21 protein-coding genes are annotated in these 21,456 nt (G+C 41.2%); 13 read left to right on the top strand and 8 right to left on the bottom strand.

Features of this window, described 5'->3' with window-relative positions:
* Positions 1-91: 91 nt before the first annotated feature.
* From J8Z25_RS12550 to csrA, 6 genes are all read left to right on the top strand, one after another.
* A complete protein-coding gene (locus tag J8Z25_RS12550) occupies positions 92-718 on the top strand; it encodes a GTP cyclohydrolase II (RefSeq protein WP_130050817.1) in 627 nt (208 codons plus the stop codon).
* 78 nt (positions 719-796) lie between these two features.
* Positions 797-1,591, top strand: a complete 795-nt coding sequence (locus tag J8Z25_RS12545; RefSeq protein WP_250661141.1) for a BPSS1780 family membrane protein — start codon at positions 797-799, stop codon at positions 1,589-1,591.
* The gene (locus tag J8Z25_RS12540) at positions 1,591-2,043 is read left to right on the top strand and encodes a regulatory protein RecX (protein WP_130050819.1); all 453 of its coding nucleotides are present in this window, start codon (positions 1,591-1,593) and stop codon (positions 2,041-2,043) included. The genes J8Z25_RS12545 and J8Z25_RS12540 overlap by 1 nt, the downstream gene beginning before the upstream one ends.
* Before the next feature lie 17 nt (positions 2,044-2,060).
* Complete coding sequence (alaS, locus tag J8Z25_RS12535) at positions 2,061-4,661, top strand: alanine--tRNA ligase (protein WP_178927317.1); 2,601 nt, start codon at positions 2,061-2,063, stop codon at positions 4,659-4,661.
* A gap of 6 nt (positions 4,662-4,667) precedes the next feature.
* Complete coding sequence (locus J8Z25_RS12530; RefSeq protein WP_178927316.1) at positions 4,668-5,885, top strand: aspartate kinase; 1,218 nt, start codon at positions 4,668-4,670, stop codon at positions 5,883-5,885.
* A 93-nt stretch (positions 5,886-5,978) separates the two neighbouring features.
* Positions 5,979-6,170: a carbon storage regulator CsrA gene (gene csrA / locus J8Z25_RS12525; RefSeq protein WP_036970495.1), complete on the top strand. Its 192-nt coding sequence runs from the start codon at positions 5,979-5,981 to the stop codon at positions 6,168-6,170.
* 27 nt (positions 6,171-6,197) lie between these two features.
* On the opposite strand, the gene J8Z25_RS12520 is transcribed toward csrA, so the two are convergent.
* The gene (locus tag J8Z25_RS12520) at positions 6,198-6,665 is read right to left on the bottom strand and encodes a YcxB family protein (RefSeq protein WP_250661140.1); all 468 of its coding nucleotides are present in this window, start codon (positions 6,663-6,665) and stop codon (positions 6,198-6,200) included.
* Positions 6,666-6,788: 123 nt separating this feature from the next.
* Between J8Z25_RS12520 and J8Z25_RS12515 the strand changes: the two genes are divergently transcribed.
* A complete protein-coding gene (locus tag J8Z25_RS12515) occupies positions 6,789-7,712 on the top strand; it encodes a hypothetical protein (protein WP_250661139.1) in 924 nt (307 codons plus the stop codon).
* Positions 7,713-8,062: 350 nt separating this feature from the next.
* Here the strand turns inward: J8Z25_RS12515 and J8Z25_RS12510 are convergent, their stop codons facing one another.
* Both J8Z25_RS12510 and J8Z25_RS12505 read right to left on the bottom strand, forming a co-directional pair.
* The gene (locus J8Z25_RS12510; protein ID WP_054551284.1) at positions 8,063-8,254 is read right to left on the bottom strand and encodes a hypothetical protein; all 192 of its coding nucleotides are present in this window, start codon (positions 8,252-8,254) and stop codon (positions 8,063-8,065) included.
* Positions 8,255-8,303: 49 nt separating this feature from the next.
* Complete coding sequence (locus J8Z25_RS12505) at positions 8,304-8,477, bottom strand: DUF1328 domain-containing protein (RefSeq protein WP_130050825.1); 174 nt, start codon at positions 8,475-8,477, stop codon at positions 8,304-8,306.
* 534 nt (positions 8,478-9,011) lie between these two features.
* Between J8Z25_RS12505 and J8Z25_RS12500 the strand changes: the two genes are divergently transcribed.
* From J8Z25_RS12500 to J8Z25_RS12485, 4 genes are all read left to right on the top strand, one after another.
* Positions 9,012-9,260 (top strand): OadG family protein, encoded by a 249-nt coding sequence (locus J8Z25_RS12500; RefSeq protein ID WP_130050826.1) that lies wholly within the window; start codon positions 9,012-9,014, stop codon positions 9,258-9,260.
* A gap of 15 nt (positions 9,261-9,275) precedes the next feature.
* Positions 9,276-11,048 (top strand): sodium-extruding oxaloacetate decarboxylase subunit alpha, encoded by a 1,773-nt coding sequence (oadA, locus tag J8Z25_RS12495; RefSeq protein WP_130050827.1) that lies wholly within the window; start codon positions 9,276-9,278, stop codon positions 11,046-11,048.
* A gap of 12 nt (positions 11,049-11,060) precedes the next feature.
* Positions 11,061-12,191, top strand: a complete 1,131-nt coding sequence (locus J8Z25_RS12490) for a sodium ion-translocating decarboxylase subunit beta (protein ID WP_130050828.1) — start codon at positions 11,061-11,063, stop codon at positions 12,189-12,191.
* Between the two features lie 97 nt (positions 12,192-12,288).
* Positions 12,289-12,465 carry a hypothetical protein gene (locus J8Z25_RS12485; protein WP_165385086.1) on the top strand — a complete coding sequence of 59 codons (177 nt, stop codon included), beginning with the start codon at positions 12,289-12,291 and terminating at the stop codon, positions 12,463-12,465.
* A gap of 150 nt (positions 12,466-12,615) precedes the next feature.
* Here the strand turns inward: J8Z25_RS12485 and J8Z25_RS12480 are convergent, their stop codons facing one another.
* On the bottom strand, positions 12,616-13,932 hold the full coding sequence (locus J8Z25_RS12480; protein WP_130050829.1) for a peptidoglycan DD-metalloendopeptidase family protein: 1,317 nt from the start codon (positions 13,930-13,932) through the stop codon (positions 12,616-12,618).
* A 398-nt stretch (positions 13,933-14,330) separates the two neighbouring features.
* On the opposite strand from J8Z25_RS12480, the gene tyrS reads away from it, so the two are divergent.
* The gene (gene tyrS, locus J8Z25_RS12475) at positions 14,331-15,530 is read left to right on the top strand and encodes a tyrosine--tRNA ligase (protein ID WP_130050830.1); all 1,200 of its coding nucleotides are present in this window, start codon (positions 14,331-14,333) and stop codon (positions 15,528-15,530) included.
* Between the two features lie 59 nt (positions 15,531-15,589).
* Here the strand turns inward: tyrS and J8Z25_RS12470 are convergent, their stop codons facing one another.
* The 4 genes from J8Z25_RS12470 to folE2 form a co-directional block, all read right to left on the bottom strand.
* The gene (locus tag J8Z25_RS12470; RefSeq protein WP_130050831.1) at positions 15,590-16,540 is read right to left on the bottom strand and encodes a cobalamin biosynthesis protein CobD/CbiB; all 951 of its coding nucleotides are present in this window, start codon (positions 16,538-16,540) and stop codon (positions 15,590-15,592) included.
* A 1-nt stretch (position 16,541) separates the two neighbouring features.
* A complete protein-coding gene (gene mtnN / locus J8Z25_RS12465) occupies positions 16,542-17,249 on the bottom strand; it encodes a 5'-methylthioadenosine/S-adenosylhomocysteine nucleosidase (RefSeq protein WP_130050832.1) in 708 nt (235 codons plus the stop codon).
* A 103-nt stretch (positions 17,250-17,352) separates the two neighbouring features.
* Entirely contained in the window at positions 17,353-17,946 is a 594-nt protein-coding gene (locus tag J8Z25_RS12460; RefSeq protein ID WP_130050833.1) for a DUF2726 domain-containing protein, read from the bottom strand.
* An 81-nt stretch (positions 17,947-18,027) separates the two neighbouring features.
* Entirely contained in the window at positions 18,028-18,948 is a 921-nt protein-coding gene (gene folE2 / locus J8Z25_RS12455) for a GTP cyclohydrolase FolE2 (protein ID WP_130050834.1), read from the bottom strand.
* Positions 18,949-19,122: 174 nt separating this feature from the next.
* Here folE2 and arcB point away from each other — a divergent pair, with 174 nt between their 5' ends.
* On the top strand, positions 19,123-21,450 hold the full coding sequence (arcB, locus tag J8Z25_RS12450; RefSeq protein WP_130050835.1) for an aerobic respiration two-component sensor histidine kinase ArcB: 2,328 nt from the start codon (positions 19,123-19,125) through the stop codon (positions 21,448-21,450).
* Positions 21,451-21,456 lie beyond the last annotated feature (6 nt).

Genomic DNA, 21,456 nt, shown 5'->3' with positions numbered 1-21,456 from the left:
TTATCACTCGTCGTATGTTGCATCCTTACAACCTTCAAGCTGTTGTAATCACATTTGCAGTATCGCATTTATTTTTTAATTTGGATTTGTCGTGGCGCAAGTAAGAGCAAGAGTCCAGCTGAATGTTGGCAAAAACAGTGATATCCCTGCAGAAATCGTATCTTTCAGTGGCTTAAAAGATGGCCAAGAGCATGTTGCTTTAGTTTTTAATCAAGCCGACACAGAGCAAGACGTACCATTAATTCGTATGCATTCAGAATGTTTAACGGGAGATGTATTTCACTCGTCTCGTTGTGATTGTGGTGAGCAATTAAATGAGTGTATCGAAATGATGCACCAGCAAGGTGGCATTTTATTATATTTACGCCAAGAAGGCCGTGGCATTGGTTTATACAATAAAATTGATGCGTATGTATTGCAGTCACAAGGCATGAATACTTACGAAGCGAATAACCACTTGGGTTTTGCTGACGATTTGCGTGACTTTTCAGACGCAGTGTTAATGTTAGAAGCGCTTAACTTAAATCACGTTAAGTTAATGACAAACAACCCAAATAAGCTTAAAGCACTGCGTGATGCTGGCATTGAGGTTGAGTCGGTGGTTGGCACTCATGCACACATCAAAGCGGGTGTGGTAGGTAACCGAGCTTACCTCGAAACGAAAATCAAACATGGCTCGCACATGCTTGATATTAAAAAAATTAAAAAGCCTGAGTAATTTTCACTATAGGTGACTATAAACAAGTAGCGCACCCAGTTATACTCGGTGCGTTTTGTTGTTATTGAATGAGAAACTATGTCGATCGAAGTACGTATTTTTAAAGCAGGTGCAGGCGTTAAATGGTTTAAAGCTGGATGGGAAATCTTTAAGCTGCAACCGTTTACCTTTATTTTAATGCACCTGCTAATCGTGATAATTAGCTTTTTGGCATTGCTGCTACCTTTACTGCAAGTTGTTGGTGCATTTGTAACCCCGTTTTTGATGGCTGGTTTTTATCAAGCTGTATTAACAAAACAACAAGGCGGGACTATCAGCCAAGCTGATATCTTTAAGCCGTTTAGTAATAAAGGAAACCGTATAGGTTTAGTGCGCGTTGCAGTGTATCAGATGGCAGCAGGTATTTTATTAGCCTTACTTTCTAATTTCATTTTTGCTGATGCCTACGCAGTTATTTCGAGCCAGACTTTTGATCCGCAGAACCAAACACACATTACAGATTTATTGGCAACCATTTCAATGGGGCAAGTTGCGGTATTTCTATTGGCTATCTGTGTGTATCTAACAGCTTTTGCTTATGCAGTGCCATTGGTTTACTTTCAAAAACAAAGCAATATGTTTCAGGTTTTAAAAACCTCATTCATGGTGTTTTACCATAATATGGCGCCACTGAGTGTTTATGGTCTAATTTGCGCCGTTTTAATGGTAATCTGTATTCCTTTATCATTTATTCCTCTATTGGTTTTAATGCCAATTTGTTACATTAGTTTCTTTGTGTCTTTTCAGGCTATTTTTATGCCGGTTGTGCCAAAAGGTGATGACCAAACAAAAGCACCTGCAGCACAGTCACAATCAGGACGCTTTGACGCGTAATGGATGATAAAGAACAAAAGTTAAAGAATTATGTACTTTGGTTACTGTCTCGACAAGATTATTCGCGTCGAGATTTAACACGAAAGTTACTGCAAAAAGAGGCGTCGCCGGAGTTCACAGAACGCTTGTTAGACTGGTGTGAGTCACACAACTTTATCAACGAACAGCGCTACTGTGAAGGGTTTGTACGCCGCCATTTAGCTAAGTATCATGGTGCAAAACGCATTCAGAGCGAAGCAATGGCAAAAGGGATAGACCGAGCATTATTAGATAAGACGCTCGAGGAGTTCGAAGTCGATTGGTTCGAACTCGCGCAGGACGCATATTTAAAGAAGTTTTCAAATTCAGGTAAAGAACTCGACCATAAAGAAAGAGCGAAACGTGTACGCTACTTGATGTATCGAGGCTTTAATTACGAACAAATTGATTTTGCAATGCAAGCACAGCAATAAACGGGTGAGATTTTCACATGCAGCATATGACTACCGCACAGATCAGGCAACAGTTCTTAGACTTTTTTGCCTCTAAACAACACCAAATTGTTCCTTCAAGCTCGCTGATCCCGGGTAACGATGCCACGTTATTATTTAATAACGCCGGTATGGTGCAATTTAAAGATGTATTTTTAGGTGCCGAAAGCCGCCCTTACTCACGTGCGACCAGCTCACAACGTTGTGTGCGTGCAGGTGGTAAACATAACGACCTAGAAAACGTAGGTTACACTGCACGTCACCATACATTCTTTGAAATGTTAGGTAACTTCAGCTTTGGTGATTACTTCAAGCAAGACGCAATCAAGTTTGCGTGGGAGTTTTTAACTGATGTTGTAAAACTACCGCAAGAAAAGCTACTAGTAACCATTTATCACGATGATGAAGAAGCCTTCAACATTTGGCATAAAGAAGTGGGTCTAAGTGAAGATCGCATTATTCGCATTGCAACTAGCGATAACTTCTGGTCAATGGGTGATACAGGCCCTTGTGGTCCATGTTCTGAAATCTTTTACGATCACGGTGAAGAAATTTGGGGTGGTCCTCCTGGCTCTCCAGAAGAAGACGGTGACCGTTTCATCGAGATCTGGAACCTAGTATTTATGCAGTATAACCGCCATGCCGACGGCACAATGGAACCTCTTCCTAAGCAGTCTGTTGATACAGGTATGGGTCTTGAGCGTATCTCTGCAATTTTACAAGGCGTTCACTCAAACTACGAAATCGATTTATTCCAAGCACTTATTGCCGCTGCAGCTAAAGTAACAAACGCGCAAGACTTAGATGATAAATCACTACGCGTTGTTGCTGACCACATTCGTTCATGTGCGTTCTTAGTATCTGATGGCGTTATGCCATCAAACGAAGGCCGTGGCTATGTGTTACGTCGTATTATTCGTCGTGCAGTTCGTCACGGTAATAAGCTAGGCGCGAAAGGTGCGTTCTTCTACAAGCTAGTTGCTGCTCTAATCGAACAAATGGGCCAAGCGTACCCAGAGCTTGCTAAGCAACAAGAAATTATCGAGAAAGTACTACGTATTGAAGAAGAGCAGTTTGGTAAAACACTTGAGCGTGGTCTTGCTATTTTAGAAGAAAGCCTAACTGACATCAAAGGTGATGTGATCCCTGGCGACTTAGTGTTCAAGCTTTATGACACTTACGGTTTCCCTGCTGACTTAACAGCAGATGTGGCGCGTGAGCGTTTCATGACGATTGATGAACACGGCTTCCAAGAATGTATGGCTGTACAGCGTAAGCAAGCACAGCAAGCTGGTAAGTTTGGTGCTGATTACAACCAACAACTTAAGTCAGAAAAACACACTGACTTTAAAGGCTACGATGCAGAGCATTACACTGGCACTGTGGTTGAGCTTTTCTCTGAAGGTCAATCAGTTTCTGTACTTGAAGATGGTCAAGAAGGTATCGCAATCTTAGACCGTACACCTTTTTATGCTGAATCTGGTGGCCAGGTTGGTGACACGGGTGTGTTAAAAGTCGCTGGTGGTGAGTTCGTAGTCACTAACACTACTAAGCTTGGTAACGCATTTGCGCACCACGGTCGTGTTCAAGGACGCATTGGTACAAATGATAAAGCAGAGGCAACAATTGATGCAGCACGTCGCGATAGCATCAAGAAAAACCACACTGCAACACACATATTGCACGAGACGTTACGTCAAATTTTAGGTGAGCACGTAAATCAAAAAGGTTCACTTGTTGACCCTGAGCGTTTACGTTTTGACTTCTCTCACTTTGAAGCGGTAACAAAAGACGAATTACGTCAAATCGAGCGCGCAGTGAATGATGAGATCCGTCGTAACTTTGCTCTTGAAACTGAGCTAATGGCTATTGAAGATGCCAAAGCAAAAGGTGCAATGGCATTATTCGGTGAAAAATACGACGACGAAGTTCGCGTAGTAACCATTGGTGATTACTCAATTGAACTATGTGGTGGTACTCACGTTAAGCGTGCTGGTGATATCGGCTTATTCAAAATTGTGTCAGAAAGTGGTATCGCGGCAGGTATTCGCCGTATCGAAGCAGTAACAGGTGCAGAAGCTGTTGCCTATGTTAGTGAGCAAGAGCAACAGCTAAATGATGTTGCAGCGCTAGTAAAAGGTGATAGCAGCAGTGTACTTGAAAAAGTGACAGCATTACTTGAGAAGTCAAAAGGGCTTGAGAAGCAAATTGCCCAGCTTAACGACAAGCTAGCAAGTGCGGCAGGGGCATCGTTACTTGACTCTGTAGTTGAAGTGAATGGTATCAAACTTCTGGTAGCTGATGTTGCTGGTACTGAATCTAAAGCACTACGTGGCATGGTTGATGACCTGAAAACTAAGATTGGTTCAGGTGTAATTGCGCTTGGTGTAGCCAATGGCGATAAAGTAAGCCTGATCGCGGGTGTAACTAAAGACCTAACAGGTAAAGTGAAAGCTGGTGAGCTTGTAAATCACATGGCTGCACAAGTAGGCGGTAAGGGCGGTGGTCGTCCTGATATGGCACAAGCAGGTGGTACTCAGCCAGAGAACCTTACTGCAGCCTTAGAAAGTGTAACTGGCTGGTTAACTGAGCGTTCTTAATCACTAGTGGCACTTATCGTCCAAAAATTCGGTGGCACCTCAGTTGGCTCAATAGAGCGAATTGAGGCCGTCGCCGACCTTGTTGTAAAAACCAAGCAACAAGGCCACCAAGTTGTGGTAGTGCTCTCGGCTATGTCGGGAGAAACTAACCGTCTTATTGAACTCGCTAAACAAATCGATTCTCGACCTAGCGCTCGTGAGCTTGATGTATTGCTGACCACAGGTGAGCAAGTCTCAGTCTCTTTATTGGCAATGGCTATCATTAAACGTGGTCATTCAGCGGTAAGCTTACTTGCCGATCAGGTTAATATTCGCACCGACAATATGTTTGGTAAAGCGCGTATTGAAGAGGTTGCTGCGACTCGTCTAAAGCATGAGCTTGAGCATAACCGTATTGCCATAATTGCAGGCTTTCAGGGGCGCGATATTGAAGGTAATATCACCACGCTTGGTCGCGGTGGTACAGATACTTCTGCGGTTGAGATTGCAGGTGCTGTCAATGCGGATGAATGTCAAATTTACACCGATGTTGATGGGGTATACACCACTGATCCGCGTATTGAACCAAATGCGCGACGTATGAGCCATGTTACCTTCGAAGAGATGCTTGAAATGGCCAGTCTTGGGGCTAAGGTTCTGCATATTCGCAGTGTCGAAGCCGCAGGAAAATACAATATACCGCTCAGAGTGTTATCGAGTTTTAACCCGGATCAAGGAACCTTGATCAGTTTTGAGGAACCGGATGTGCAAGCAAACATTGTGTCGGGTATCGCCTTTAATCGTGACGAAAGTTTGATTTACGTCAATGGCGTGCACCAAGGGACGGAAAACCTTGCAAAAATATTGAAACTTTTCGCAGAATTCGGCATCGAAATAGATATGATTAATCAAGTTAATCATAACTTTGAAAAAATAGACTATGCTTTTACTGTGCACACGAATGATTTTGAGCAAGCGCTCGAAATTCTGACCAAAAACCAAGGTGGTATCAGCGCAGAATCTATTAAAGGGGTCAGCAATGTTGCCAAGGTGTCTGCTGTAGGTGTAGGGATGAAATCTCACTCTGGTGTGGCAAGCTTATTTTTTAATGCGCTTGGCGAAGAAAACATCAAAGTGATGCTTGTGTCGACATCAGAAATAAAGATATCAGTTTTAATTGATGAAAAATATTTAGAACTGGCTGTACGTGCACTACACAAAGTTTTTTTAACTGAAAATGAATAAGATCTAGAGTTTTTACTTACTTTTAAGTCTAGATTTCATTAGAATGTTTTTGACGCGGAATCTTTTAATTTTTTGGAACATGGGAGCAAGAGAATGCTAATACTAACTCGTAGAGTAGGTGAAACCCTTATGATCGGTGACGAAGTAACAGTTACTGTTCTTGGTGTTAAAGGAAATCAAGTTCGCATTGGTGTAAATGCACCTAAAGATGTATCAGTACATCGTGAAGAAATCTACATGCGAATCCAAGCAGAGAAATCTAACCCAAATCCGGGCAATGTTTAATCAGCGATAGATATTTTTAAGAGCCACTCATTGAGTGGCTCTTTTATTTAGTTCAGCTGTTATTTCATCATTTAGCGCTTGTTTAGAAATATATTGCATACCGCGCTGCGCCTTTAAAATATAACCTCGCTCAGTTTCAATAATCTCACTAATTTGTTGCCAGCTTAATTGGTAGCTTTTATGTGGGTTTTCGGCCTTCACTCCTTCATCATCAAAGGTGATGGTCACTTCGCTACCTGATGCTCGGCTCATCATTTGTCTTGCGACCCACCATGGGCGCTTGTAATAAAACGATAAACACTCAACGACAGCAAGCATAATCATAAAGCTGCCCAGATAATGGTTCTCTAATTGATAAAAAGCTAATAAGCCTAAGGTTATTAACAATGCCAACAGCAGGTATTTAGGCTTGGCTTGTGATGAATAAGGTAAAGACTCATCAAAGCATTCGTAATAATACGGTTTATCTAGTGTGTAATTTGTACTTAATGTCATTCTCAGACTCACTTATTCGACTGGCAGCAGTTTAACATTGATAGAAAAAAACTGCCGCAGTTGGTTTTCATTTAGTTGTCATTATGAGAGCTTAAGGTATCTGTATTTTTAGGGGTAAGTTGTATGTTTGTTAGTTCAATGTCATTAGCGCTTGCAATGACTTCAAATACTTTTTTAGTTATGGGCGATATGCCATACACCCCGATTGATGAAATTAATCTCGCAAATGACGGAAAAATTACTAAGGCAATCGCTACAACACCCCATGGCTTTTTAATGCACCTTGGCGACATGAAATCAGGAGCGCTTGCTTGCACGAATAAGCTTTTGCAAACTAATAAGGCGTTATTAACATCGCTGACTACGCAGCCTTTTATTTACACCCCAGGTGATAATGAGTGGACAGATTGCGACCGCGTCACATTAACTCCTCAATTCGATGAGCTCGAACGGCTAAGTTTTGTTAAAGGCTTAATGTTCGACGATGCTTATAGACAAAAAGCAAAACAGTTACAGGGTTATGTAACACAAGCTGAAATGCTAGAGAATGCTCGTTGGCAATTCGATGGCATTGAGTTTCGCACCTTACATATACCAGGTACTTTTAATGGTCGCTCGCAAATTTTAAAAAGTGACAAAAGCGCAGCACTTGATGCAGCCGACAAACGTGATAAGTACAATTTAATTTGGTTAAAACAAGCACTCATTCAGCAAGATGCTAAGGCGTATGTGTTTGGCTTTCAGGCTGATATTTACCACCCGACCAGTAAACCAGTTTGTAGTGAATCACAGCGCTCAAACTGTGATGCTTTTAAAGTATACCGTGATGCCATCAGTGACTTCGCAAAGCACACCAATAAGCCTGTGTTAGTGATGCATGGTGATACAGGTCCATACTGTAAACAACAGTTAGCAAGTAACTTAACACGCTTGAATGTACCTGGTGATTTTGCTGTGAGTGATGTAGCAAAAGTGAGCTTTGTTGATGGGAAGTGGCATATAGCGAGTGTAACGACAAACGAGCCCCTCACAACGGGTTGTAAGTGAAACCCAACAAGTTAGCGAGTTTCTAGGTGAAAGAGTAAAGTTGCGAGCTTAAGGTAGCTGCGGGTTTACCTCGCGTAGGCGTGAAATTTATTTCGCGCGATTCTCTCAATTTATGCGGCTGTAAGTCTGGCTTTAGCCCGTCACGTATGTGTGATAAAACACGTGTCGCCATAAATGACGACCTATATGGCGTAGGGAAAAACGGAACGAAACCCAACAAATTAGCGAGTTTCTGGGGGAAAAAGTAAAGTTAGCAAGCTCCTTGACACAAGCAGCAGGCAGCCTAGAGTTGCTAACTTGTATACACAAAAAAAGCGACACTTGGCCGCTTTCTTCATAAAGTGTTGTGATTAGCAGTTAGTTTCTTCTGCGTTAACACCTTCTTTTACTTCTTCACATGCGTCTTCAACAGCATTTTGTGTATCAGTAATTGCTTCATCAATACGCTCACCTGCATCTTCTGCCGAGTTATCTTCACAACCCATGATGAATAGACCTGAAAATAGAGCGATAGTAGCGGCTTTCAAAGTTGAATTTTTCATAACGAAATTCCTTGTAAATAAAATAAATTAAGTGGTTATTTGCTTATAACTACTTAGGGGCGTTACCTCTAAGAGCTCCAGATACCAGTGAAATAACTAGTAGTACTAAAAATATAAAAAAGATAATTTTAGCGATGCCTGCAGCGGCTCCTGCGATACCACCAAAACCTAACACTGCTGCGATTAACGCGATAACTAAAAAAGTAATGGTCCAGCGTAACATAATGGTCTCCTTGGCTATTTAAATTTTCTAAAGTTCGATGTAACTGAAGCGAGTTCTGTGCCAGATGTTTTACTTGTTTTATTTCAATGGTTTACCTTTATTTGTGATGCTGGTAGATGTTCATCACTTGGTAACATTTACGAGTAAGCATGTAAGTTATTCATAGTGATATTTTTTCATATTGAGTTGCATGAGGAAAACATCAGATTGCCACGGTATTGGTAAGACCAATTTAACTTTTTATTGGTTGGTAAAGTCTAACACCTTGTTGTGTGTGGTTTTTAGACGCTTGCTGGTTTTTAGTTAATAGCTGAACATATAACTTATGGCTATATCGACTATTTATATCATCTATATCGAGGCTTTGAATGATGGAAATGTAGGGTGTTAATTATATGTGTGGCATGTTATTTTAAAATTAATTGGTTTTACCAATTTACAATGGTGCTATACAAATGATTTTGGTTTGTTATTATTGGTGCATAATTATTTAACAAAAATAACTTTTTATTTTAAGTAAGCGAGGGGAGTCGTATGGATATAGGTGGATTACTCACCACTGCGGCCAGTTTGATGGTAACAGGCATGGTAGGCGTGTTTGTTTTTCTGACTATTCTGATTACAGCAGTCACTTTAATGTCAAAACTAGTGGGTCGATTTGATGATCCAGCAAGTGCAGAACCTACGCGAACAGCAAAAATTCAACCTCAACAGGGTGTGCCTCAGGCACATATTGCAGCAATAAGCGCTGCAATCGCTCAATTTCGAAATAAACAAAAATAACGGGGCAGCTCGAACATGGCTAAATTAAAATTAACCGAATTAGTATTGCGTGACGCACACCAGTCTCTTTTGGCAACGCGTATGCGCTTAGACGACATGCTACCCATAGCCGAAAAACTCGACAATGCGGGTTATTGGTCAATTGAATCATGGGGGGGTGCAACGTTTGACTCGTGTATCCGTTATTTAGGTGAAGATCCTTGGCAACGTATTCGCGAACTAAAGGCTGCAATGCCAAACACTAAGCAGCAAATGTTACTTCGTGGACAAAACCTTTTAGGCTACCGTCATTATGCTGATGATGTGGTCGAAAAGTTTGTCGAGCGAGCACACAAAAATGGGGTTGATGTATTTCGTATTTTCGATGCGATGAACGATGTACGAAACCTTGAAACTGCTATTAAAGCAGCTGTTAAAGTGGGAGCTCACGCTCAAGGTACAATTTCATACACAGTAAGTCCTGTACATACACTTGATATGTGGCTGAAACTCGCAAAACAGCTTGAAGAGCTTGGCTGTCATTCGATTTGTATTAAAGATATGGCAGGTTTATTAAAGCCATATGATTGTGAGCAGTTGATCAAAGGCCTAAAAGAAACCGTGTCTATTCCTATTGCGATGCAATGCCATGCTACTACTGGCTTAAGCACTGCAACTTATCAAAAAGCAATCGATGCAGGTATTGATATGCTTGATACGGCGATTTCGTCAATGAGTATGACTTATGGTCATAGCGCGACGGAGACAATAGTTTCAATTGTCGAAGGCACAGAGCGAGATACTGGCCTTGATTTAAACCAATTAGAAGAAATTGCAGCTTACTTCCGTGATGTACGTAAGAAATACGCTGCTTTTGAAGGTAGCTTAAAAGGCGTTGATGGTCGCATCTTATTAGCACAGGTACCTGGCGGCATGTTAACTAACATGGAAAACCAGCTTAAAGAACAAGGCGCGGCTGATAAGCTTGATCAAGTATTACTTGAGATCCCACGTGTTCGTGAAGACTTAGGTTTTATTCCTTTGGTTACGCCAACCTCGCAAATTGTAGGTACCCAAGCGGTACTTAACGTATTAACTGGCGAGCGTTACAAAACCATTACTAAAGAAACTGCGGGCGTGCTCAAAGGTGAATATGGTGCCACTCCTGCACCTATGAATAAAGAGCTGCAAGAACGAGTGCTAGAAGGCGCAGAGGCAATTACTTGTCGTCCTGCAGATAAATTAGAGCCTGAACTTGAGAAACTTGAAGCTGAGTTATTAAGTGAAGCCAAAGAGCAAGGTTTAGAACTTGCTGATGACGTGATTGATGATGTACTTACATATGCATTATTCCCACAAATAGGCCTTAAATTTATTAAAAACCGCAACAACCCAGATGCATTTGAAGCAATTCCAACAGGTGAAGTTGCCAAGTCTGAAAGCAAACCTGCTTCTTCAAGCCCTGTAAAAGCGGAGCAATACAGCGTTAAAGTTGATGGTAAAGTTTACGATGTCGTCGTAGCACAAGGTGGTGAGCTTAAAGAAGTAACTTTAAAAGACAGTGAATTAATTCCTCAGTCTGCTTCAGCGTCAGCAGGCGAAACACTCAATGCGCCTTTGGCTGGTAATATTTTCAAAGTGAAAGTGAAACCAGGCCAAACAGTAAATGAAGGTGATGTGGTTATTATCATGGAAGCGATGAAAATGGAAACAGAAGTTCGCGCCGTACACTCAGGTACAATTGCAGAAGTATTAGTAGCTGAGGGTGACTCTGTTGCCACTGGCGATGCGCTAATCGCGCTAGCATAGGAGAGGCAGAGGATGGATGGTGTTTTAAACCTCTGGCATGCCACGGGTATTGCTAATTTTACCTTTGCGGCATTGATCATGATTGCGGTTGGTTGCTTGTTACTTTATTTAGCAATTGCACGTAACTTTGAGCCACTGTTGTTATTACCTATTGGCTTTGGGGCTATTTTAACGAATATCCCTGTGGCCGGGTTATCTGAGCCGGGTGGGTTACTTTATTATGTGTACCACATCGGGATTGATTCTGGGGTGTTCCCACTTTTGATCTTCATGGGGGTTGGTGCGCTTACAGACTTTAGTGCCTTGATAGCAAACCCTCGTATGTTGTTGTTAGGTGCGGCTGCACAGTTTGGTATTTTTGCTACTCTATTTGGTGCAATACTACTTAACTTTATTCCTGGCTTTGAATTTACACTACAAGATGCATCTGCGATTGCCATAATTGGTGGTGCAGATGGTCCAACAGCTATTTTCTTAGCATCTAAGTTAGCGCCTGATTTACTTGGTGCAATCGCAGTTGCGGCTTATTCATACATGGCATTGGTGCCAATTATTCAGCCGCCAATTATGCGTGCACTAACTACACAAGAAGAGCGTGAAATTCAAATGCCGCAACTTCGTACTGTATCGAAGAAAGAGAAAATTGTTTTCCCGTTAATGGTGTTGAGTTTAACCATCTTGTTTTTACCAGCTGCAACACCTCTGGTAGGTATGTTTTGCTTGGGTAACTTGATGCGTGAATCGGGCGTGGTTGATCGTTTAAGTAATAGTGCACAAAACGAAATCATCAACATTACCACCATTTTCTTAGGCTTAGCGGTGGGCTCAAAGCTTGCGGCAGATAAGTTCTTAACCGTAGAAACAATAGGTATTTTGGTGTTAGGTGCTTTGGCCTTTGCGATAGGTACAGCTTCAGGTGTGTTTATGGCAAAAGGGCTTAATAAGATCTCTAAATCGCCAATCAACCCATTAGTGGGCGCAGCAGGTGTATCAGCGGTACCAATGGCAGCACGTGTGGTTAATAAGGTTGGTCTTGAGAGCAACCCGCATAACTTCTTGTTAATGCATGCCATGGGGCCAAACGTAGCAGGGGTATTAGGAAGTGCCGTTGCAGCAGGTATTCTGTTAGCTATTGTTGGCTAAGTCGATTTACTTCCAACCGACTGGCGCAGTAATTTTACTGCGCTTTTTTTTGTCTATAGACTAGGTAGTTAAATGATTCTTGTGTAAGGAAGCCATCATGAATATTTTTATTATCTTACTCTGCCTTTTTGTTGCCTTGGTTATTCTAATACCGCTACTTGAAAAGTATCAGTCTAAAATGGGGCTTGATGGCGCAACTAAATATGCAAAGTATATTTGGCCACTAGTGATGATTTCGCTAATTATTCAGCTTATCTATGTATTATTAAGATAATAATTGTATCGGTAATGAGCGTGTTTAATTTAAGGTATGAATAGAGTCGGCAATAAGTTTAGTTTGATAACGCCATAACCGTATTAGCTTGAATTGTCTCAGAAACGAAAAAGCCGCTTCAATTGAAGCGGCTTTATTATGTTTACTTAGCTACTTATTTAACGCTAGTTGTAACTCTCTGTTACGCTGTAATTGCGCTAAGAAGTTATCAGCAATTGGTTTAAACTTAGCTAGCTCATCGCGCGGTAAAGGCTCTGATTTAGGTAGTTTGACTGTTTTCGGATTACGGTGCACACCGTTTACTAAGAATTCATAGTGTAAGTGTGGGCCTGTTACGCGGCCTGTCGCACCAACGGTACCAATTTTTTGACCTTGCTTCACTTTTTGGCCTGTTCTAACCATTTTCTTGTTTAAGTGTAAGTATTTAGTCACATACTGTGTGCCATGGCTAATAAAAACGTAGTTACCATTGTACTTACTATAACCAGCTTTAATTACTTTACCATTACCCGATGAAACCACTGGCGTACCTGTACGTGCAGCGTAATCAATACCATTATGTGGTTTTACCGTCTTAGTCACAGGGTGTAAGCGGCGAGGATTAAAGCTCGAGCTAATATACTTAAAGTTAACTGGCGCACGTAAGAAGGCTTTTTTCATGCTACGGCCTTCAGGCGTGTAGAAGTTACCATCTGTATGGCGAATAGCGGTATAACGCTCGCCTTGATTAATAAATTCTGCGGCAATAATTTTACCATCACCAATGTACTCACCATCAACATAGTGAGCTTCGTAAATAAGACCAAATTGGTCACCTTTACGAATGTCATTAGCGAAGTCGACATCCCAACCGAAGATGTCAGCAAAATTCATAATTTGACGCTCGCTTAAACCAGCGGCAATACCAGACGTCCAAAAACTATTAGAGATCTCACCGCCAGCTGATTTACTTAGCGTTTCGATTTCTTTGCTATCAATAGCGGTGTCGTAGTTACCTTCGTCATTTAATGTAACGTATAAGGTATCTGTTTTTGAAATCACATAACGAAGCTGCGCTAGAGAGCCATCTTCGGCCGTTGCAAAGCTTAAGATTTCGCCTGGGTGAATTTTTGTTAACTTACGAGTTTCAGCGTTGGTATTAACTAGTTTGTGTAATGTTTGCGCTGAGAAACCCGCACGTTTGAATATAAGTGCTAAATTATCGCCATTACGTACTTCATGGTCGATAAGCTCGTATTCTGGAAGTTTTGCTGCTGCTTGCTCCGAATTTAGCTCAGTTAGTTTTTCGTTATCATCAACTTTAACTTGTAATTCGTAGCGTTTGCCAATTTCAAGTGCGTTCGCACTGTTGTCCTTTGATGCGGTGGCTTTTTCAGAAGGCAATAATGCCAAGCCGACAATAGCAGAAACCAAACCGAGAATAAGCAGTTTGTGTTTTTTGGGAAGTTTGTGCACTACGTGAACCATATCGTGCCTTTTCTGCTGTCAAGAAATTTAAATACTAATATCGCAGGATATACCTAAAATAGAGCAAATACCAGTGTTTTGTAGATTTAAACTGGCGCTATTTTACGCTAGAATTGGCCTGCGCGTTAAACTTTTTTGGTTGAAATTGCAGCAGATGCCTATGGTTAAACTAAATCTAGATTAGTTAACTAAAGTACCTTCATAAAATTGCAATAACGCGGTATAAAGAACAATCATGCGCGCTGCCTTCAGGGCTGTTTCTTAAACTATTTAAGTTAGGCTTTTTTCTAGTGTCGCTTTTTGGTGCTAACTAGCTAAATTTTAAAGTTTTTAGCTCTATATTTATAACCCTGACAGGCCACCACGCCCCGGTAGCTGAATTTTTGGAGTAATACACAGTGGATTTACAAACCGCTCTAGCTGAGATAAAACGCGGTGCAGAAGAGATATTAATTGAAGACGAATTAGTTGAAAAGCTAAAGTCTGGTAAGAAACTTAAGATCAAAGCGGGTTTCGATCCAACTGCGCCTGATCTGCATTTAGGTCATACAGTTCTTATCAACAAAATGAAAACCTTCCAAGATCTAGGTCATGAAGTAATTTTCTTAATCGGTGATTTCACCGGTATGATTGGCGATCCAACGGGTAAAAACGTAACACGTAAACCGTTAACTCGTGAAGATGTTCTAGCTAACGCTGAAACATATAAAGAGCAAGTATTTAAGATACTTGACCCTGCTAAAACTACTGTTGCGTTCAACTCAACTTGGATGGAGAACCTCGGTGCTGCAGGTATGATTAAATTGGCTGCGCGTCAAACAGTAGCACGTATGCTAGAACGTGATGACTTTAAAAAGCGTTATGCCGGCGGTCAATCAATTGCTATCCACGAATTTTTATATCCACTGGTACAAGGTTGGGATTCTGTTGCATTAGAAGCTGATGTAGAGCTTGGCGGTACAGATCAACGTTTTAACCTATTAATGGGTCGTGAATTACAAAAAGATGAAGGTCAGAAGCCACAAACAGTATTAATGATGCCACTGCTTGAAGGTACTGATGGCGTTCAAAAAATGTCTAAGTCATTAGGTAACTATATTGGTATTACTGATGAGCCTAACGATATGTTTGGTAAAGTCATGTCTATTAGCGATGAGCTAATGTGGCGTTACTATGACTTATTAAGTGCCTTATCAATCGAAGAAATTGCTGCACTTAAACAGCGTGTTGCTGATGGTGCGAACCCACGCGACATCAAGATTGAGCTAGCGAAAGAAATGATTGCTCGCTTCCACAGTGAAGAAGCAGCTGAAGGCGCTCATCAAGATTTTATCAAGCGTTTCCAAAAGAATGCATTACCAGATGAGATCCCTGAAGTAACAGTAACGATTGCTGAAGACACTGTGTTCATCACTAATTTATTAAAAGAAGCTAACCTTGTAGCAAGTACATCAGAAGCAATGCGTATGATTAAGCAGGGCGCTGTAAAGATTAATGGTGAAGAAAAAGTAACGGATACTAAGCTTGAAGTTGCTAAAGGTACAACACAGATTTACCAAGTAGGTAAGCGTAAGTTTGCTAAAATCACCTTAGCTTAATAAAGCTAATAGGTATAAAAAAACCAGCTGCGGCTGGTTTTTTTGTGCTTATATTTTGATTAGTTTGTGAATAGGCTAATTACTTCAATCCCGACTATAAGCAGTAACCAAAATGCTTTCGCTTGATTTAAACGATTGACTAATGCGGGAATATCATCAGCATTTGGTAGGCGATCGGTACCAACACGCATTTTATTAAAGCGCTCACCTTGGTATAGGGCAGGGCCACCTAACTGCACTTGCAAAGCAGCCGATGTAACACTCAACAGCCACCCTGTATTGGTTTGATAAAAGTGTCTGCCATAGTGTTTTATATAATGAATACATTGCTTGCTGGCATTGGTTGCTGCAATCGTTAATGCGACTAATCGAGTGGGTAGCCACTCCAATACAAACAGGAGCTTAGCAATGGGAGCCAAAAACGGGTTGTCGGGTTTGCGGTTTTTTCGCCATGCTTGATGAATTAATGTGAGTAAGCGATAAACCAAAGCAAGGATAGCGCCGCCAAGTATATAAAAGAAAATAACGGCAAAATAATGCCGTGCACTTTGTAGCACCAGTGACTCCATCGTTGCTTTGCAAATTCCAGGATCTGATAAACGTGATACATCACGAGCAACGAGGCTAGCTAGTAGCTCTCTAGCTGTCGCTTTTTGATTGAGCTTGAGTAATCTGGCAATACGTAAAGATTTCTTCTCTTGAGCGCGGCTACTGAGTAACAAATATAAAATTAAGCCATTTAATAACTCAGGATAAAAAGCAAACTCTAAAAACAGCACGATCAATGTCACAATCACTAAAATAGTGAGTGTAAAAGCCAAAGTTGAGGCTAAATACTGATAGCTTTTGGGGTTCGTTGGGTTGTATAAACGCTCGCCGAGTGCAGAGAAAATAACGGTTAAAAAGGTGTTTGGATGATACCAACTAACCAAAGGAAAGAAGCGCTCAGCTAAGAGCGCTACAAAAAATACAATAATGTCCAAATGGTTTTGAACAATATTTGTAATCACCTTATAAACTCACCGACGTCAGTTTTTCAAGTAGAGCAACCACCATTTTAGAAGAGTTGATAGATGCAGTTTCGATATACTCTTCAAATGATTGCGGCGATTCTTTACCAGCAATGTCAGACATTGAACGAATCACAACAAATGGTGTTTCTAATACGTGGCAAGCTTGAGCAATTGCCGCACCTTCCATTTCTACAGCAAGCATCGTTGGGAATTCAGCGCGTGTTTTTTCAATTCGTACTGGGTCACACATAAATGAATCACCGGTACAAATTAGGCCAATCATGGTTTTAACATCGCTGATTTGGTTTACGCTTTGCTCTGCCGCTTCAATCAGTTTAGGGTGAGCAGCAAAGCCTGCTGGCATTTGTGGTACTTGGCCAATTTCGTAACCAAATGCAGTAACGTCTACATCGTGATGGCGCACTTCTGAAGAGATAACCACATCGCCTACATTTAGTGACGGTTCAAAACCACCTGCAGAACCTGTGTTGATCACACAATCTGGGCTGAAGTTATCGATTAGTAGTGTTGTTGCTACTGCAGAAGCTACTTTACCAATGCCAGATTGAACTAAAGTAACAGTGTTACCCGCTAATTCACCGGTGTAAAATGTAAAACCAGCTTTAGTCATGATGCTTGGGTTTGCCATCGCTTCGCGTAAGATTTTTACTTCTGGCTCCATCGCGCCAATAATACCAACGTGCATAATATTTGATTCCTTAGATTGAATAGAATGATTATACCTAAAAACAGCTAAAACAAACAAAAAAGCAGACTTTAAAGTCTGCTTTTGCCAATATTATGACAGGCTAGATTTCAGCGAGCGCCGTTGAGTGTGCTTTTGCTTGTGATGGTGACAACACGGCTGGTTTAGTTACGCGGTTACGTGCGGGTCTAACTGGTGCTGCTGCAGGTTTACCAAGCTTAAACATGATTGCATCACGTACTTCTCTTGGTTGATAACCTGATTTTACCTTCATACGAATATGTGGAATGCCTGCAGCTTCTAATGCGCCGCTAACAAACCAATCTCGTTGAGCTTTGTGGCCGTCGCGGTTGGTGTTATTTACCAAGTCAACAGCGGCAACAATAGTTAGTTTATCTTTGTCGATAAGTACATAATCTAACTGTTTGTTTTTGGCTTTAGCCATCGCTGCGCGTTTAGCTTTTACCGATAAACCTTGTTTACAGTCGATTAAATCAATCAGTTTAACGCGGCTTACGATTTTATACTGATCGCCTACAGCACGTTCAAGAAGATGTAAAAAAGCACTCTCAACTTGCGTAAAAACAGTTTGCTTACGAGTGAAAGGATAGGGGTTTCCGCCTTCATCGGTAAACTTCGACGCAACAACAGAGGCTACTACGACTAAAACTAAAATTGATAATAAAGCGAATTCCATACGGTAACTCCACAACAACAAATTGACACTGAAAATTAAAAGCAATTAGCGTGCCTAAGTGTGTGGAGGTACTCGAAATTTTTAAGCTGTGTATCCGCCTGCAATTCCTTTAACTGCGATTGCTACTGCGTCATGGGCATGAAGTGATTCGTAGTGATTGATTTGCAACCAATAATCTGCGTAGTTATGCTGTTCAAGTAAGCCTTTAATTTTACGTGCAGCATCTTCGCAGAACATTAAGTTTTGACCATTTAAGCGGGCAAATTCTTGCTCATCTTCACGTTTAACTGCCGCTTGCACAGGTGTTTTTAGCTCAGCTTCTAACGCATCAATTAAGCCAACCACATCAAAACTGTCAACGTTACTATCGAGTTTTACTTTCACGTTTGCAATTGAACGCTGTGAGTGTGGTGTAGCAACAATTCCGTCAGTTGTGCCTAGCCATTCTAAAACAGTTTGCTTATCAACATTTTGCTCTGCAAACTTTTCGCTAAACGCATTTTGAATTAATTGACGAGCAAGGGCTGCTGAACATGGGCATGTTGACGAGTAAGTTACATCAACCATTAACTCAAAGCTTAAAACACCTTGGTTGATCTTCGCGATCAGGTGAATAGGGTAGTTTTTCCAACCCACTTTGCCACTTAATAAAGATTTACGACGTAAAGGCAGCTCAAATTTAAATTCGATTTGTGCTTGGTCACTTAAATCATCATGGCTACTAATAAAGGCATCAAGTGCTTGGGCAAGTGTTTGTGGATTAACTTGCTGCTCGGTTGATAAAGTGTCTAACGCTAAAAATAAACGCGACATGTGAATGCCTTTCGCGTCTTCTTTATGCAAGTTTACAAAAGCTCGTGCCTTGGCAATTACATTTACAGGGGCAATATTGCGAGTTTCAAAAATGAAAGGAAGTTCAATTTCGCCCATGCCAACCCAGTCTAATTTACCTGTTTGTAGGGCGGGAGCCGTATCAGCAATATCTGGCATCGTGGTTTGCATGGTAATACTCATTCTTTGCAATTATTAAAGCGCGGTATTTTACATGAAAAAATATAAAAAAGCGGCGTTGATGAAAAAATTCTATGTTTATCGCACAATATGAATATTTCTAAAGGAATAGTGATAAAATCAGCTATGCTGTTTTTTTTCGATTATGTGCCTAAGCTTTAATATATGATTGATTCTTCTTTGAGTCCGTGGGCTCGCACACTCTCAAGCTTTATTTCTAAATACGGTGAGTTTAAAACTGCCGCCGCCTGTTATGCCTTATTATTGGTCATGTCGCTGATCTTATCGTGCATGTTTTATTATGTAGCAGTCGGTACGGTGACTTTAGTTGATGTTTTGGCGGTGATGTTCTTCACTGCGGTGGTATCGCCGATTTTAATTACTGTGCTGCTTAACTCAATTCGTCAGTTAGAAGCCTCTTACAGCTATCTAGATAGCGCAACCAAACAAGAAAAACTACTCAACCAAACGCTAAAAGACAATATCAGTCGCTTAAATGAAGAGATTGATGAGCGTAAAATGGCGTTTCATGCCAAACACAGAGCAATCGAAGAACTCAGGCGTGAAATTGCCGAGCGTAAGAAAACCCAACAAGAGCTTGCACAACAAGGTATGTTATTGCGCTCTATTGTCGACTCGTCTCCCGATTTGTTTTATTACCGCGACAACAACGGCGTATTTGCTGGCTGTAATAAAATGTTCGAACAAGTGATAGGGAAAAGCAGCGATGAGTTAATAGGTAAAAGTGTTGAAGAAATCTACCCAAGTGATTATTTACCTGAGGTACTGCGCACCGATAAAAAAGTATCACAAACTCACCAAGCTCTCACTCTTGATGTTGAATATCCAGTAGGGGGTGAAAAGCGTTGGTTTGAAATGCGTAAGTTACCCTTTATTAATGAAAAAGGTGAGTACATTGGTTTACTTGCTTTTGGACGTGATATCACCAGTCGTAAAGAAGCAGCACAAGCACTTGAAGCAGCCTATAAAGATAAAGGTAAGTTCATTGCGACTTTAAGTCATGAGTTAAGAACGCCGCTTAACGGTATTGTGGGTTTAACCCGCATGCTACTTGATACTGAACTAGATAAACAGCAACGTAGCTGGTGTAACACGGTATTTTCGAGTGCCGAAACCCTTGGCAATATTTTTAACGATATTATTGATTTAGATAAAATTGACCGTGAGCAGCTCGATATTGTTGCCGACTCAGTCAACGTGGCCGACTTTATTAATGATGTAGTGAACTTTGCCGGTCTGATTGCTGAACAAAAAGGGCTAGAGTTCAATATTAAGCGCAAAGGTACGCTGGATGTTTACGCATCGCTCGACCCAACTCGTTTACGCCAAGTTGTTTGGAACCTTATCAATAATGCGGTTAAGTTTACTCAACAAGGCCATGTTGAACTTGAATGTCGTCGTGAGAATCGTGCCGATGGTCCGTGGTTAGTTATGCGAGTCAGTGATACAGGGCAGGGTATTCCGCAAGAGCAACTACACCGTATTTTTGACATGTACTATAAAGCACCTGATATCAATGGTACTAATGCCATTGGCTCTGGTATCGGCCTTGCGGTAACGAAAGCACTCGTTAGCGCGATGAAAGGTGAAATTAATGTCAGCAGTACAGAAGGTGAGGGCAGTGTTTTTGTAGTCGAAATACCGCTTCAGTTATGTATTGCGCCTACAGAGCAAAGTTATGCAGTTCGTAGCTTAAACATTCTTTTAGTGGAAGATGTGCCGTTAAATGCTGAAATAGCTACTAACTTACTTGAGCAGCGAGGGCACGAAGTTATTTGGGCTGAAACTGGTGAAGATGCACTGTCGTTTGTCTATACAGAAGATGACTTAGATCTAGTTCTGCTTGATATGCAATTACCTGATATCAATGGTGATGAAGTAGCTCGTCAAATTCGTGACGATGAACACTTTGATAAGCTGCCAATCGTCGCCTTGACTGCCAACGTACGTAGCGCCGAAGAAGAGCTTGCTGGCATCAATATTCAAGGAGCACTTGCCAAGCCTATCAACACCACTAAACTCGATAAAATGCTCGGCGAGCTATTTGATATCAAACAGCAAAAAAACTGTCAGCCTGAGCCAATCAAAGCCGTGACTGAAAAAGATTTATCAGGTATTCGCATTGAGTTACTCGACATAGAAACCATCGAAGACTTTGTAGGCTCTATGGGGCTGGTTATATTTAATCGTAGCTGTGAGTTATTTAATAAGTTAAACCCTCAGTACCAAACTGAGCTGGCAGATGCCTTAGCGGCAGATGATAGAGAAGAGTACAAATCGGTGGCACATAAATTAAAAGGTGCGGCTGGTTCTGTAGGCTTAAACGATGTGCAGTTACACGCTAAGAAGATGGAACACGGCGCGCTTGATGAAAGTAGTGAAGAGTTACAACTGTGGCTTGATGAACTAGCAGTTAAAATAAATGAAGGGCGTGAAGCCCTCCAATTATTCTTGCAACAGTTAGAAGATTAATTCTAA

Source organism: Pseudoalteromonas sp. SCSIO 43101, from assembly GCF_023650775.1.
GTDB lineage: Bacteria > Pseudomonadota > Gammaproteobacteria > Enterobacterales > Alteromonadaceae > Pseudoalteromonas > Pseudoalteromonas apostichopi.
This window is presented reverse-complemented; position numbering and strand designations above follow the sequence as displayed.

What these genes read in the sequence shown, in the direction of transcription:
- J8Z25_RS12545 (WP_250661141.1), top strand. Translation starts at nt 797, where the DNA reads ATGTCGATCGAAGTACGTATTTTTAAAGCAGGTGCAGGCGTTAAATGG.
- J8Z25_RS12540 (WP_130050819.1), top strand. Translation starts at nt 1,591, where the DNA reads ATGGATGATAAAGAACAAAAGTTAAAGAATTATGTACTTTGGTTACTG.
- alaS (WP_178927317.1), top strand. Translation starts at nt 2,061, where the DNA reads ATGCAGCATATGACTACCGCACAGATCAGGCAACAGTTCTTAGACTTT.
- csrA (WP_036970495.1), top strand. Translation starts at nt 5,979, where the DNA reads ATGCTAATACTAACTCGTAGAGTAGGTGAAACCCTTATGATCGGTGAC.
- J8Z25_RS12520 (WP_250661140.1), bottom strand. Translation starts at nt 6,665, where the DNA reads ATGACATTAAGTACAAATTACACACTAGATAAACCGTATTATTACGAA.
- J8Z25_RS12515 (WP_250661139.1), top strand. Translation starts at nt 6,789, where the DNA reads ATGTTTGTTAGTTCAATGTCATTAGCGCTTGCAATGACTTCAAATACT.
- J8Z25_RS12510 (WP_054551284.1), bottom strand. Translation starts at nt 8,254, where the DNA reads ATGAAAAATTCAACTTTGAAAGCCGCTACTATCGCTCTATTTTCAGGT.
- J8Z25_RS12505 (WP_130050825.1), bottom strand. Translation starts at nt 8,477, where the DNA reads ATGTTACGCTGGACCATTACTTTTTTAGTTATCGCGTTAATCGCAGCA.
- J8Z25_RS12500 (WP_130050826.1), top strand. Translation starts at nt 9,012, where the DNA reads ATGGATATAGGTGGATTACTCACCACTGCGGCCAGTTTGATGGTAACA.
- oadA (WP_130050827.1), top strand. Translation starts at nt 9,276, where the DNA reads ATGGCTAAATTAAAATTAACCGAATTAGTATTGCGTGACGCACACCAG.
- J8Z25_RS12490 (WP_130050828.1), top strand. Translation starts at nt 11,061, where the DNA reads ATGGATGGTGTTTTAAACCTCTGGCATGCCACGGGTATTGCTAATTTT.
- J8Z25_RS12485 (WP_165385086.1), top strand. Translation starts at nt 12,289, where the DNA reads ATGAATATTTTTATTATCTTACTCTGCCTTTTTGTTGCCTTGGTTATT.
- J8Z25_RS12480 (WP_130050829.1), bottom strand. Translation starts at nt 13,932, where the DNA reads ATGGTTCACGTAGTGCACAAACTTCCCAAAAAACACAAACTGCTTATT.
- mtnN (WP_130050832.1), bottom strand. Translation starts at nt 17,249, where the DNA reads ATGCACGTTGGTATTATTGGCGCGATGGAGCCAGAAGTAAAAATCTTA.
- J8Z25_RS12460 (WP_130050833.1), bottom strand. Translation starts at nt 17,946, where the DNA reads ATGGAATTCGCTTTATTATCAATTTTAGTTTTAGTCGTAGTAGCCTCT.
- folE2 (WP_130050834.1), bottom strand. Translation starts at nt 18,948, where the DNA reads ATGCAAACCACGATGCCAGATATTGCTGATACGGCTCCCGCCCTACAA.
- arcB (WP_130050835.1), top strand. Translation starts at nt 19,123, where the DNA reads ATGATTGATTCTTCTTTGAGTCCGTGGGCTCGCACACTCTCAAGCTTT.